14 protein-coding genes are annotated in these 12,623 nt (G+C 65.3%); 9 read left to right on the top strand and 5 right to left on the bottom strand.

Annotated features, from left to right (window positions below; genetic code table 11):
- Positions 1-7: 7 nt before the first annotated feature.
- The 3 genes from rfbD to rfbC are packed head-to-tail and all read right to left on the bottom strand — an operon-like array spanning position 8 to position 2,543.
- Positions 8-883, bottom strand: coding sequence for a dTDP-4-dehydrorhamnose reductase (gene rfbD, locus J1N50_RS09410; RefSeq protein ID WP_215353277.1), 876 nt, complete (start codon positions 881-883; stop codon positions 8-10).
- Positions 883-1,956, bottom strand: coding sequence for a dTDP-glucose 4,6-dehydratase (rfbB, locus tag J1N50_RS09405; protein WP_215353275.1), 1,074 nt, complete (start codon positions 1,954-1,956; stop codon positions 883-885). Before rfbB ends, rfbD begins: the two co-directional genes overlap by 1 nt.
- The gene (gene rfbC, locus J1N50_RS09400; protein WP_215353273.1) at positions 1,953-2,543 is read right to left on the bottom strand and encodes a dTDP-4-dehydrorhamnose 3,5-epimerase; all 591 of its coding nucleotides are present in this window, start codon (positions 2,541-2,543) and stop codon (positions 1,953-1,955) included. The genes rfbB and rfbC overlap by 4 nt, the downstream gene beginning before the upstream one ends.
- A gap of 120 nt (positions 2,544-2,663) precedes the next feature.
- Here rfbC and asnB point away from each other — a divergent pair, with 120 nt between their 5' ends.
- From asnB to J1N50_RS09355, 9 genes are all read left to right on the top strand, one after another.
- Positions 2,664-4,607, top strand: coding sequence for an asparagine synthase (glutamine-hydrolyzing) (gene asnB, locus J1N50_RS09395; RefSeq protein WP_215353271.1), 1,944 nt, complete (start codon positions 2,664-2,666; stop codon positions 4,605-4,607).
- A gap of 170 nt (positions 4,608-4,777) precedes the next feature.
- Positions 4,778-5,689, top strand: coding sequence for a class I SAM-dependent methyltransferase (locus J1N50_RS09390; RefSeq protein WP_215353269.1), 912 nt, complete (start codon positions 4,778-4,780; stop codon positions 5,687-5,689).
- Entirely contained in the window at positions 5,683-7,269 is a 1,587-nt protein-coding gene (locus tag J1N50_RS09385; RefSeq protein WP_215353268.1) for an HAD-IIIC family phosphatase, read from the top strand. Before J1N50_RS09390 ends, J1N50_RS09385 begins: the two co-directional genes overlap by 7 nt.
- On the top strand, positions 7,269-7,547 hold the full coding sequence (locus tag J1N50_RS09380) for a hypothetical protein (protein ID WP_215353267.1): 279 nt from the start codon (positions 7,269-7,271) through the stop codon (positions 7,545-7,547). Before J1N50_RS09385 ends, J1N50_RS09380 begins: the two co-directional genes overlap by 1 nt.
- On the top strand, positions 7,537-8,586 hold the full coding sequence (locus J1N50_RS09375) for a ketoacyl-ACP synthase III (RefSeq protein ID WP_215353266.1): 1,050 nt from the start codon (positions 7,537-7,539) through the stop codon (positions 8,584-8,586). The genes J1N50_RS09380 and J1N50_RS09375 overlap by 11 nt, the downstream gene beginning before the upstream one ends.
- Positions 8,587-8,589: 3 nt before the next feature.
- On the top strand, positions 8,590-8,817 hold the full coding sequence (locus tag J1N50_RS09370) for a hypothetical protein (protein ID WP_215353265.1): 228 nt from the start codon (positions 8,590-8,592) through the stop codon (positions 8,815-8,817).
- Positions 8,810-9,544 (top strand): SDR family NAD(P)-dependent oxidoreductase, encoded by a 735-nt coding sequence (locus J1N50_RS09365; protein WP_215353264.1) that lies wholly within the window; start codon positions 8,810-8,812, stop codon positions 9,542-9,544. Before J1N50_RS09370 ends, J1N50_RS09365 begins: the two co-directional genes overlap by 8 nt.
- The gene (locus tag J1N50_RS09360; RefSeq protein WP_215353263.1) at positions 9,541-9,921 is read left to right on the top strand and encodes a VOC family protein; all 381 of its coding nucleotides are present in this window, start codon (positions 9,541-9,543) and stop codon (positions 9,919-9,921) included. The genes J1N50_RS09365 and J1N50_RS09360 overlap by 4 nt, the downstream gene beginning before the upstream one ends.
- Complete coding sequence (locus tag J1N50_RS09355) at positions 9,918-10,541, top strand: PglD-related sugar-binding protein (RefSeq protein ID WP_215353261.1); 624 nt, start codon at positions 9,918-9,920, stop codon at positions 10,539-10,541. Before J1N50_RS09360 ends, J1N50_RS09355 begins: the two co-directional genes overlap by 4 nt.
- 3 nt (positions 10,542-10,544) lie before the next feature.
- Here J1N50_RS09355 and J1N50_RS09350 read toward each other — a convergent pair whose 3' ends face one another.
- The gene (locus J1N50_RS09350) at positions 10,545-11,555 is read right to left on the bottom strand and encodes an NAD-dependent epimerase/dehydratase family protein (protein WP_215353259.1); all 1,011 of its coding nucleotides are present in this window, start codon (positions 11,553-11,555) and stop codon (positions 10,545-10,547) included.
- A 1-nt stretch (position 11,556) separates the two neighbouring features.
- On the bottom strand, positions 11,557-12,576 hold the full coding sequence (gene galE / locus J1N50_RS09345) for a UDP-glucose 4-epimerase GalE (RefSeq protein WP_215353256.1): 1,020 nt from the start codon (positions 12,574-12,576) through the stop codon (positions 11,557-11,559).
- Between the last annotated feature and the right edge of the window lie 47 nt (positions 12,577-12,623).

Below are 12,623 nucleotides of genomic sequence, written 5' to 3'. Positions count from 1 at the left end.
CTTCCCCCTATCGTGCCAGCCGCTCGGCCAGGATCGCGTCGACCGCATCCTGCCATGGGCGCAGCGTCAGGCCAAAATCATCGTGCAATTTTCCCGTCGCGAGGCGGCTGTTCGCCGGCCGACGCGCGGGCGTCGGATAGTCGGCGGTCGCGATCGCGCGGACCTCGGGCACCTTGAGCCCGGCAGCAGCGGCGCGATCGAAGATATGGCAGGCGAGGCCATGCCATGTCGTCTCGCCGCCGTTGACCGCATGCCAGGTTCCAGGGGCGCGGTCCCGCGCGAGTATCGCGAGCATCGCGTCGGCGAGGTCGTCGGCATTGGTCGGACAGCCATGCTGGTCGGCGACGACGCCCAGCTGGTCGCGCTCGGCGCCCAGGCGCAGCATCGTGTCGAGAAAATTGGCGCCGCCGGCGCTCAATACCCAAGCCGTGCGGACGATGACATGCGAGGCGGGCGCGGCGGCGCGGACCGCATCCTCGCCGGCCGCTTTCGACGCGCCATAAACGCCGAGCGGCGCGACGGGGTCGGTTTCCACATAGGGTTCGGCCTTGGCGCCGTCGAAGACATAATCGGTCGAGACATGGATGATCGGACAGCCCTGCCGGGCGGCGTTGTCGGCCAGCATCCCCGGGGCCACCGCGTTGACGGCGTGAGCGAGCTCGGGCTCGCTCTCGGCGCGATCGACTGCGGTATAGGCGGCGCAGTTCAGTATGGCGCGCCAGCGCCTGCCGTCCATGTAGCGGTGGATCGACGCCGCGTCGGCCAGGTCCAGCGTGGCGCGCGACGGTGTTTCGCACGCGATACCGCGTTCGCGCGCCAACCGCGCGGCCGCGCCTCCGACCTGCCCGTTGGCTCCGGTGATCAGCAGCGGCAAGTCCGGCATCAGGCGGACTTCGCAATTCCCAGGCGTTCGCCCCGATAGCGGCCCGACAATATGTCCCGCCACCAGTCGCGATTGTCGAGATACCAGCGGATCGTCCGCGCCATGCCGCTCTCGAAATTCTCGCGCGGCGCCCAGCCGAGCTCCGACTGCAGCTTGCTCGCGTCGATGGCGTAGCGGAAATCATGCCCCGGCCGGTCGGCGACGAAGCTGATCTGTTCGCGGTAGCTGCGGCCGTCGGCGCGTGGCTCGATGCCGTCGAGCGTGTCGCAGATGACCTCGACGACCTGCAGATTGGTGCGTTCGTTGTTGCCGCCGACCATATAGCTTTGGCCCGCGACACCCTTTTCGAACACAGTGCGCAGCGCGCGGACATGGTCGTCGACGAACAGCCAGTCGCGGATATTGTCGCCGCGCCCGTAAACCGGCAGCGGCTCGCCGGCGAGGCATTTGATGATCATCAGCGGGATCAGCTTTTCGGGGAAATGATAGGGACCGTAATTGTTCGAGCAATTGGTGACGAGCGTCGGCAGGCCATAGGTGTGGTGCCACGCGGAGACGAGATGGTCCGACCCCGCCTTCGACGCCGAATAGGGCGAGCGCGGGTCATAGGGCGAGGTCTCGGTGAAGAAGCCCTCGTCACCCAGCGCGCCGAACACCTCGTCGGTCGAGATGTGATGGAAGCGGAACCCGGCCTTGTCGGCCTCGGGAAGCGCCCGCCAGTAATCGGTTGCGGCCGACAGCATGGTGAAGGTGCCGACGATGTTGGTTTCGATGAAGGCGGCGGGGCCGTCGATCGACCGGTCGACATGGCTTTCGGCGGCAAGGTGCGCGATGATGTCGGGTCGCACGTCCGCGATCAGACTTTCGACGAGCGCGCGGTCGCATATATCGCCGCGCACGAAACGGAAGCGGTCGCTGCCGCTGACCGGCGCGAGCGATGACAGGTTGCCCGCATAAGTCAGCGCATCGAGCACGACGACCCGGTGGCCGCTCTCCTCGATCAGATGCCGCGCGAGCGCCGAGCCGATGAATCCGGCGCCACCGGTGATCAATATGGTCTTGGAAGCGGTCATGATTTCTTCTTTTCTCGGGCTTGGAGCGGTGCGAGCGGCGTGCCGTCATAGGCGAAATCGAACGCGGCGTCCGCCAGCAACGGCAGGACCGCGTCCTTCGGCGACAGCATCGGAACATCCGCGACGCCGCCGATGACCGGCCAGTCGATCGCGATCGCCGGATCGTCCCAGCGCACGCCGCCTTCGGTTTCGGGGGCGTAATAGGCGTCGACCTTGTAGACGACCTCGCAATCCTCGACGAGCGTCATGAAGGCGTGGCCGAACCCGGCGGGAACGAAGAGTTGGTGGCCGTTGTCCGCGGACAATTCCGCCGCGACATGCTGGCCGAACGTCGGCGAAGCCGGGCGCAGGTCGACCGCAACGTCGAAAATCCGGCCGCGGACGCACCGGACAAGCTTCGCCTGCGCGTGCGGGGGACGCTGAAAATGAATGCCGCGGATCGTCCCCGCCTGCTTCGAATAGCTGTGGTTATCCTGCACGAAAGCCGCCGCGACGCCCAGGTCGCGAAAACGCTGCTCGTGATAGGTTTCGGAAAACCAGCCCCGGTCGTCGCCGAAGCGGCGGGGCGTCAGCAATATCGGAATCATGATGGAATTCGGCCGGTTGAATAAGACACGTGCGGGCCTTTACCGCCCCGAAAAAGGCTGGCCAATTAAAATTTTAGGTTTAAGGGGCGGCTTCCCCCAGATTGTGGCGAGTTGGACGGCATGTGCGGCATAGCGGGCTTTTGGCGGCCTTCGGGACTTGATCGGCACGCCCTTGCGACGCTCAAGGCGATGACGACGGCGATCCGGCGGCGCGGCCCCGATGCCGACGGAGCATGGGTCGATACGGATCGTGGCGTGGCGCTGGGGCATCGCCGGCTCTCGATCATCGACCTGTCGCCCGGCGGCGCCCAGCCGATGGAATCGGCCGACGGGCGCTATGTCATCGTTTATAACGGGGAAATCTATAATTTCGCCGACCTGCGCGCCGACCTGGAAGCCGCAGGGCAGGCGCCCGGATGGCGCGGCCATTCCGACACCGAAGTGTTGCTGGCCGCCCTGTCCGCGTGGGGCCTCGACCGGACGCTCGCGGCGCTCAACGGCATGTTCGCTTTCGCGCTCTGGGACCGCGCGGAGGGGCGCCTGTCGCTTGCGCGCGACCGGATGGGCGAAAAGCCGCTCTATCATGGGTGGGTCGGACAAGGCGAGCAGCGGACGCTGCTGTTCGCTTCCGATCTCGCCGCTTTGCACGCACACCCCGCCTTTCGGCCCGAGATCGACCCCGCGTCCGTCAGCCAGCTGTTGCGCTTCGGTCATGTTCCCGATCCGGCGTCTGTTTATCGGGGTGTCGGAAAGCTGGCGCCCGGCACGCGGCTGACGCTCTCGGCCGATGGCGGCGAAGACGCGTTTGTCTATTGGGATACGCTTTCGGAATATGCCCGCGCGGCGGGCGAGGCGCGCTTCCGCGGCGATGCGATCGAGGCGGTCGACGAGCTTGAGCGGCTTTTGGGGAACGCCGTCTTGCGGCAGTCGGTCGCCGACGTGCCGCTCGGCAGCTTTCTGTCGGGCGGGATCGACTCCTCTGCGGTAACCGCACTGCTGCAGCACAATGCCAGCGGCCCGGTGAAGAGCTTTTCGATCGGCTTTTCGGAAAGCGCTTATGACGAATCGCCGCATGCTCGGGCGGTGGCCGCGCACCTAGGGACCGACCATCAGGAGCTGATCGTCACCCCGGAGGACGCGCTGGCGGTCATTCCCGACCTTCCCGGAATCTACAGCGAACCCTTTGCCGATTCCTCGCAGATCCCGACCTATCTGGTGGCGCGCATGGCGCGCGAGCAGGTGACGGTCGCGCTGTCGGGCGATGCTGGCGACGAGCTGTTCGCCGGATATAATCGTCACGTCCACGCGCATCGGAGCTGGCCGCGGCTGGCGCGGATTCCGCGCCCGCTGCGCCGTCTTGCGGGCCGCGCGATGACGGCGGTTTCGCCGGCGCGATGGGATGCTGCCATCGGGCCGCTGGTCGCGCGCAAGGCGGTCGGCGTGGGTGAAAAAATGCACAAGGCCGCCGGGGTGATCGCGTCCCGCGACGGCGACGCGCTCTACGCGACGCTGATCAGCGTGAACCCGGATTTCCGGGAGCTTCTGCGCCACCCTTCGGAAAAGGACGGCTTCGAGGGCAGGGCGCTCGAAATCGTCGCCGGCTTGCCGCTCCCCGATCGCATGATGGCGATGGACGCGATTCACTATCTGCCCGGCGATATCCTGACCAAGGTCGACCGCGCCGCGATGGCGGTTTCGCTGGAAACGCGGGTGCCGATGCTGGACGTCGACGTCATCCGCTTCGCTTGGAGCCTGCCGGCGGACATGAAGTTGCGCGACGGCGTGAGCAAATGGCCGCTACGCGAGATGCTGTACCGCCACGTGCCGCGCCAGCTGATCGAGCGGCCGAAGCAGGGGTTCGGCGTACCGATCCACGACTGGCTGCGCGGGCCGTTGCGGGAATGGGCGGAGGGGCTGTTGTTCGATAGCGCGGCATCGCTCGACGAGTATTTCGACCGGCCGGCGATCGCCGCCTTGTGGCAGCGCCATCTGTCCGGGGCCGGCAATCACCAGCACCGGCTATGGCCGATCCTGATGTTCCAGGCATGGCGGGCACGGTCGTGAAACGGGCGTCGCAATTGTCCATCGCCGGTCCAGCCCGGTCGCCGGTTGCCGGGTAGCCCGGCTTGTTTTCAGAGCAATCGGTCCATATTCGCTGGAATTTTCAAGGACTGCAGCGGTTGCGAACGTCCATTCAATGGTGCAATCACGCACCGCCTAATCCGGAGTCGTCGGTGAACCTGTCACCATCCTGCCCCCTATGTCACGAGACCGTTCATGCCGCGCCGATCCGGCGCCGGAACCTGATCGTGCACGCGTGCCGTTCCTGCGGCCTGCATTTCGGCGAAAATGATCAGGCGACCGCGATCGAAGACGCGGGATCGGTCGAAACCAGCCCGCATCATTTCTCGACGCTGCTCAATCAATCCGATCGGTTGGGCGCCGCGCTCGCCGACCTCATCGATCGCCGCTGGAGCTATTTTACCCAACGGCTTGGCGGCGAACCCCGCCACTGGCTCGAGATCGGGCCGGGAAGCGGATTGCTGAGCGCCGTCGTGGCAAGCCGCGGCGGAAGCTGGCGCGGCTGCGAGATCGATCCGGTGATGGCCGCAGAAATGGCGGGCCGCGGTCTGGATGTCGTGCACGGCGATTTCGCCGCCATGGATCCGCGCGATCTCTTTACCCCGGCCGTCGCGGAGCAGGGCGGCTTCGATATCATCTTCCTGTCGCAGGTGCTGGAGCATGTCCGCAATCCGGATCGCTTCCTTGCCAACGCCCTTGCCGCGCTGCGGCCCGGAGGCATGATCTATGTCGACGTCCCCAGCGACGACGGGCTGACCGCGATCATCCGGCGGCTCAACAAATGGGGGCAGAGCTATGGCGAGGTCGTTCCGCCTTATCACATGATCGCCTATGGCTCGAAGACGCTGCGCCACGCGCTCGCGAATGCCGGCTTCGAAGATCCGTGGATTTCGACGAGCGCCTATGACGATGCGACCTTCGGGCTGGCCCATGCGCGGATCAATCCGAGCGCCAAGCTCAAGTCGGTCTGGCGTGCGTCGGCCTTGCTGTCGCTGGGCGGAAACCTCGTCGGCATGGCGCGAAAGCCGGCGATTGATCACCGCGGAGCGCCGCCTTCATGCTGATCGAGTTTGTCGGCAACATCGTTACCCAACCTTTCGGCCGCCTTGCCCGTCTGCTCCCGTGGGATGATGTTGCGGTCGTCCATCACGGGATCGACCAGAGCATCCAGGTGCTGCTGGGCGGCAGCAAGGCCGATGTGCTGGTCGTCCACCTGACCCCCGATCACTTCATGGTGCAGGGCGAGGCGCAGGCGGTCGCGCTGATGCAGGGATATTGCGACGCGCTGCGCAGCTTTGCCGCCGCAAACCGGACAGTGGTCGTCGTCAACACGCTCGCGCCGCCGGTGCACCGGCTGGTCGGCAGCGATCATGTCGCGCAGCTTCGCCTGACCGCGCGGCTGAACGAGATGCTATTCGCCTGCGCCGACGAGACGGGGTGGGTGAGCATCGCCGACGTCGCGGGGGTGCTGGCGCTGAACGGGCTCGACAAGTCGATCAGCGCGACCAATGGCGCGATGATGCGGATGCCCTATACCAGCCATGCGCTCCCCGCGCTGGTCGGCGAATATGCACGGGCGATCCGCGAACGCTTTGTCGTGCGCAAGAAGGTGATTGTGCTCGACGCCGACAACACTTTATGGGGCGGGGTGGTCGGCGAGGACGGCGTCGAGGGCATCCAGGTCGACGACCAGTATCCGGGAATCCTGTTCCGCCGGTTCCAGGCCGCGCTGGCCTCGCTTCGCGACAGCGGCATATTGCTCTGCCTTGTCAGCAAGAACAACGAAGCCGACGTGCGCGAAGCCTTCGACCGGCGCGACATGCCGCTGCGCTGGGACAGCTTTGCGGCGATCCGTGCCAATTGGGAACCCAAGAGCGCCAACATCGGGTCGATCGCGGAACAGCTCAACGTCGGAATCGATTCGATGCTGTTCATCGACGACAACCCCGTCGAGATCGCCGAGGTTACGGCACAATTTCCGCAGATCGCCGCCCGCCAGTTCGATGTTCGCGAGGCTGCGGACGCGCTCGGCTGGCTGGCCTCCATTCCCGACCTCGGCACCTGGTCGCCTTCGGCCGAAGATCTGGCCAAGTCGGAGCAATATCGGCAGGAGGCGCAGCGTCAGGAGGTTGCGGCATCGGCGACGTCGATCGAGGACTATATCGCGTCGCTCGGCATGGTGCTCGAAGCCGGGATCAACCGGGCCGACCATGTGAAGCGCATCGCGCAGCTGACGAACAAGACGAACCAGTTCAACCTGACGACGCGGCGCTATTCGGAAGCGGATATTCTCGCCGCGATGGAGGAGGGGCAGGTCTTCGACTTTCGCGTGCGCGACCGTTTCGGTGACATGGGGATCATCGCGGTCGTCATCGTCCGGGGCGGCGAGATCGAAGCCTTCCTTATGAGCTGCCGCGCGCTCGGCCGCAAGGTCGAGGAGGACGTCGTCAAATATGTGCTGTCGAAGATACCGGCGGGCGAGGTGAGGGCGAGCTACATCCGGTCGGGCAAGAATCCGATGGTCGCCGATTTCTATGATCGCGTCGGCTTTTCGCTGGTCGAAGGCGATGACGATGTTCGCCGCTATGTTCACGGCAACGAAACCGACTATGGTCTGACGAACGAACTGATTGAGGTTGATTGATGTCCGAGATTGCACAAATCACGTCCGACTCGCTCGCGGCGGTCCTTGAAAATCTGGAAACCGAGGCGCCGATCGAACTCGACCTCTCCACGAACATCTTCGACGCGGTCGATTCCTTCGCAATCGTCGATTTGCTGCTCGAAACAGAGGGCCGCATCGAAGCTGTCTATGGCCGCTACGTGCCGTTGGCCGACGAGACGATCTTCGATGCCGAAAAATCGCCGCTCAAGAATTGGGCGACGTGGAATGCCTATGTGGAGAAATGCATTGCAGCCTGATCAACAGCGTGCCGAACTGCGTTTCGCGAACGCCTCGATCCGCGGCATCGTCACCACGGTCGGGGACCGGATGGTCGATTTCGTGGCTGAGGCGCCGTCGATGGGGCTGAGCGAAGCCGATGTCGCGCGCTTGCAGCGGGCGATCGGACTCAACCGTCGGCAGATCGTGTCGGGCGACGAAACGACGTCGGACCTTTGCGCGCACTCGGCCCGGCGGCTGTTCGAGGGCTGCGGCATTTCGCCGCAGGATTGCCAGGGGCTGATCTTCGTCACCCAGACCCCCGACTATGCCGCGCCCGCGACCGCGATTTCGCTCGCGACACGGCTCGGGATGCCGATCACCTCGCTCGCGTTCGATATGCGGCTCGGATGCAGTGGTTTCGTCTATGGTCTGGCGACGGCGTTCAGCCTGGTGGAATCGGGTCTCGATCGCGTTCTGCTGTGCGTCGGCGATGTTGCATCGAAGTTCGTCGATCCGACCGACCATGCGATCGCTCCGATCATGGGCGACGCGGGCGCGGCGATCCTGATCGAGCGCAGGCCGTCGGCCAGCAGTTTCCAATTCTATTCGGACGGCAGCGGCGAGCGCGCGCTGATCATCCCGAACAGCGGGGTCCGCAAGGCGCCCGAGGATGAGGGGATGCCGCAGCTGATGCACATGGACGGCGCGTCGGTGTTCAACTTCACGCTGCAGCGCGTGCCGTCGATGATCACCGACATCCTGGAATTCGGAGCGAAGGAGCCCGACGCGATCGACTATTTCGTGCTGCATCAGCCGAACAAATATATCCTGAAGAACATCCAGAAACGGATGAAGGTCGATGACGCCAGGCTGCCGTCCGACACCCAGTCGGTCTATGGCAACCAGAACAGCGCGTCGATCCCCGGCACCATCTCGGGCTTTCTGTCCGACGACTATTCTTCTCGCCGCCTGACCTCGCTGTTCGCGGGGTTCGGCATCGGCCTCAGCTGGGCGGCCGCGATCGTCGAAACCGACGCGATCTACGCGCCCGCGACCTTCACCGGAATCAAGGATTGACCCATGGATAGCGCCACCTTCCTCGCCAAAGTCGCCGAAGTGCTCGATTATGACGGCGACATCGCCCGCGGCCAGAATCTCGAAGATATCGACATGTGGGACTCGCTGGGCATCCTGTCGATCGTCGAACTGCTCGAAGAACTGGGCGCCGAGGTCGATATCGACACCATCAACAACCTCAAGACCACCGACGAGCTGATCGCGCTCGCGGGCGGTGCGGTCAATGACTGAAGACCCGGGCGCGCCGCGCCCGCACGCGCTGATCGTTGGCGCGTCGAGCGGGATCGGGGCCGCGCTGGCGGGGCGTTTGGCGGCGGACCACCATGTGTCGCTGCTCGCGCGGCGGACCGGCCGGCTGGAGGCGCTCGCGGGTGCGAACGGCACCGCCTATGCCTGCGACGTCGGCGACAGCGAGGCGCTGACCGAGACGATCAAGGCGGCGGTCGCGGCGAACGGCAAGATCGATCGTTTCGTCTATTGCGCCGGGCGCCAGCTCATCAAGCCGCTGCGTGCCGTGTCGGCGGCCGACATGGCCGATGTGGTCAACGTGAACCTGACGGGCGCGCTGGTCAGCGCCGCAGCCTTTGCAAGCCCGCGCAATGCGCACGGCGATTCGGTCTTCTGCGCGATTTCGTCGATCGCGGCGCAGCGACCCGAGCCGGGCATTCTCGCTTATTCGGCGGCGAAAGCCGGGCTCGATGCGTTGATCCACGGCCTGGCGCGCGAATGCGCGCCGAAACGTGCGGTCGGTATCGCTCCGGGCTGGCTCGATACCGAAATGACACAGGCGCAGCCGCATGTGTACAATGCGGAGTTCCGCGAGAAGCTCGCGGCCTCGACCCCGCGCGGTATCGCGACGGTGACCGAGGTGGTCGACCTCGCGATGTTCCTGATGTCCGACGCCGCGCGCAGCATCACCGGCCAGACGGTGACGATCGACGCCGGCGCGTCGCTGTGATCCGCGTTCATCATATCGGCTATGTCGTTCGCGACCTCGATGCCTATGCGGCGTCGCTGCCGGGACTGGCGCTCGAAAAAGAGGTGGTCGACCCGGTTCAGAATGCGCGGATCGCGCTCTATCAGGTCGGCGACGCGTCGCGGATCGAGCTGATCCAGCCGCTCGGCGAAAGCGCTTTTACCTGGGCTCATCTTGACCGGGCGGGGGAAGGGCTCCACCATATCTGTTACGAAGGCGTCGGCGCCGATGCGATCGACGATTATCTGCGGCAGCATCGGCTGATGCGCGTGCGCGGCCCTGTCCACGCGGTCCTGTTCGACCGCGACGTCGTTTTCGCGGTGACCCGTCAGCGCGCGATTGTGGAGTTTATTCTATGAGCAGGATCTTGCTGGTCGGCGGCGGCGGTTTCGCCAAGGAAGTCCATGAAATTGCGGATCTCAATGGTCATGACGTGGTCGGTTATGTCGCGGACGCGCCGGGGGTGGCCGCGCTGCCGCATCTCGGGCCGGTCGAGGCGATTGCGGACCTGAAGGCGCAGTTCGACCATTTCGTCATTGCGTTCGGCGCGGTCGACCGCAAATCGCTCGCGCGCCGCGCCGAGCTGATCGGGCGGATCGACCAACTGGGCCTCAGCAGCGTCGCGCTCGTCTCGCCGCACGCGACGATTTCGCGCGGTGCGGAGGTCGCTCCGGGCGCCATTGTTGCCCACGGAGTCGTTGTCAGCGTCGATGCCACGATCGGCGCCCATGCGATCCTGAACAGCTCGGCGGTGGTCGGACATGACGCGATCATCGGCGCGCGCGCGATCGTCGCGCCCTGCGCCTTCGTCGGCGGGGCCGCGGTGATCGGCGGCGACAGCCTGCTCGGCCCCAATTCGGTCGTCCTCGAGGGGCGCAGCGTGGGAAGCAACGTCATCGTCTCGCTGGGCAGCCTGGTGCTGCGCGACGTGGCCGAAGGCATGACCGTGTTGCCGACGCGCTCGCAGGCGCGCCACTGACGTTCAGGCGGACGGCCCGCCGAGCGGGCCGAAGTCGCGGAACCAGTCGACGAAACGCGGCACGCCGACGTCGATGCGCGTTGACGGCCGGTAGCCGAGTTCGTCGCTGATCGCCGCAATGTCGGCATAGGTCGCGGGAACGTCGCCATCCTGCATCGGCAGCATGTTGAGCCGCGCCTTCCGTCCGCAGGCCCGCTCGATCGCCGCGATCAACTCCATCAAGGGTTCGGGACGGTTGTTGCCGATATTGTAGAGGCGGTGCGGAGTCCGGAAACCACCGGCCTTTTCGAGACCGTCGTCGGCAGGCGGATTGTCGAGGCTGCGGATCACCCCGTCGACGATATCGTCGATATAGGTGAAGTCGCGCCGCATCTCGCCATGGTTGAAAACGTCGATCGGACGGTCGGCGAGAATGGCGTCGGTGAACTTCCACAGCGCCATGTCCGGACGTCCCCACGGTCCATAGACGGTGAAGAAACGCAGCCCGGTCTGCGGAATCCGAAAGAGATGGGCATAGGTCTCGCTCATCAGTTCGTCGGCGCGCTTCGTCGCGGCATAGAGCGATATCGGATGGTCGACCCGGTCCTCGACCCGGAACGGCATCGTCTTGTTCGCGCCATAGACCGAGGATGACGAGGCATAGACCAGGTGACGGACGCCGCGATGCCGCGCCAGTTCGAGGATGTTGAGATGCCCCGCAAGGTTGGCGCGGACATAGGCCGCCGGATTGTCGAGCGAGTAGCGCACGCCTGCCTGCGCGGCGAGATGGACGATGCGGTCGAAAGCCGCGCCCTCAAGGCTCGACGCCAGCACCGGCTCGTCACCAACGTCGACGCGGTGCACGGTCAGATTTCCCCCGAGCTTTTCCAGCTCGGCGATCCGCGCCTCTTTCAGTCGCGCAGGGTAATAGTCGTTGAAATTGTCGATGCCGACCACGGCTTCACCGCGCCGCAGCAGCCGTGCGGCAGTGTGCATTCCGATGAAGCCGGCGATTCCGGTGACGAGGACGGTCATGTCAGTCGCCGCCCGCAAACCCGTCCGGGTTCTGCGATTGCCAGCGCCACGACGATGCGCACATGTCGTCGATACCAAGCCTTGCGTGCCAGCCCATCAGCTCTTCGGCCTTGCGCGTCGCGGCATAGCTCGCGGCGACGTCCCCCGGACGCCGGGCGACGATCTTGACGGCCAGCGGGTGGCCGCACGCGCGTTCATAGGCGGCGACCAGCTCCTTGACGGTGATGCCGTGACCGGTGCCGATGTTGAAGGCTTCGCATCCGGGAGCGGTCGCGCCATAGTGGAGGGCCGCCAGATGGGCGGCGGCGAGGTCGACGACATGGATATAGTCGCGCTCGCCGGTTCCGTCGCGCGTGTCATAGTCGTCGCCGAAGATGGCCAGCGCGTCGCGCCTCCCGACGGCAACCTGGGCGATGAAAGGCATCAGATTGTTGGGAACGCCGCGCGGGTCTTCGCCGATCCGGCCCGATTCATGTGCGCCGACCGGGTTGAAATAGCGAAGCAATATTGCCGATGCGCCCGGCGTCGCGAGCGCCCAGTCGCGCAGGATATCCTCGATCATCGCCTTGGTCCGCCCATAGGGGTTGGCCGGTGCGATCGGGTGCTTCTCGTCGAAGGGAAGATATAGGGCTTCGCCGTAAACGGTTGCCGACGAAGAAAAGACGATCCGGAGGCATCCGGCCGCGTTCATGGCGTCGAGCAGGTTCACCGATCCGCAGACATTGTTGCGATAATAGAGCAGGGGCTTGGCGCTCGACTCGCCCACCGCCTTCAGTCCCGCGAAATGAACGACCGCATCGGGTGCATAGTCGCGAAGCGATTCCGTCAGCCGCGCGGCGTCGAGAAGGTCCCCCTCGACCAGTTGCAGGTCGCGGCCCGCCAGGCGTCGCACTTCATCGAGCGCATCCGGCGAACTGTTGCAGAAATTGTCGTACACGCACACGTCGTGACCCGCCGAGAGAAACTCGACCAGCGCATGGCTGCCGATATAGCCGGCGCCGCCGGTCACGAAGAGTTTCATCGGTCATCCTCCATCGGTCGTTCGCGCCCACGCGATAACGGCCGCGT

The sequence above is a fragment of the Sphingopyxis soli genome, from assembly GCF_018682675.1.
Lineage (GTDB): Bacteria > Pseudomonadota > Alphaproteobacteria > Sphingomonadales > Sphingomonadaceae > Sphingopyxis > Sphingopyxis soli.
This window is presented reverse-complemented; position numbering and strand designations above follow the sequence as displayed.

Bases quoted from the DNA above. Each gene is read 5' to 3' on its own strand.
- J1N50_RS09365 (WP_215353264.1), top strand. From the start codon at position 8,810: ATGACTGAAGACCCGGGCGCGCCGCGCCCGCACGCGCTGATCGTTGGC.
- rfbB (WP_215353275.1), bottom strand. From the start codon at position 1,956: ATGACCGCTTCCAAGACCATATTGATCACCGGTGGCGCCGGATTCATC.
- rfbC (WP_215353273.1), bottom strand. From the start codon at position 2,543: ATGATTCCGATATTGCTGACGCCCCGCCGCTTCGGCGACGACCGGGGC.
- J1N50_RS09350 (WP_215353259.1), bottom strand. From the start codon at position 11,555: ATGACCGTCCTCGTCACCGGAATCGCCGGCTTCATCGGAATGCACACT.
- J1N50_RS09385 (WP_215353268.1), top strand. From the start codon at position 5,683: ATGCTGATCGAGTTTGTCGGCAACATCGTTACCCAACCTTTCGGCCGC.
- J1N50_RS09355 (WP_215353261.1), top strand. From the start codon at position 9,918: ATGAGCAGGATCTTGCTGGTCGGCGGCGGCGGTTTCGCCAAGGAAGTC.
- J1N50_RS09380 (WP_215353267.1), top strand. From the start codon at position 7,269: ATGTCCGAGATTGCACAAATCACGTCCGACTCGCTCGCGGCGGTCCTT.
- rfbD (WP_215353277.1), bottom strand. From the start codon at position 883: ATGCCGGACTTGCCGCTGCTGATCACCGGAGCCAACGGGCAGGTCGGA.
- galE (WP_215353256.1), bottom strand. From the start codon at position 12,576: ATGAAACTCTTCGTGACCGGCGGCGCCGGCTATATCGGCAGCCATGCG.
- J1N50_RS09370 (WP_215353265.1), top strand. From the start codon at position 8,590: ATGGATAGCGCCACCTTCCTCGCCAAAGTCGCCGAAGTGCTCGATTAT.
- asnB (WP_215353271.1), top strand. From the start codon at position 2,664: ATGTGCGGCATAGCGGGCTTTTGGCGGCCTTCGGGACTTGATCGGCAC.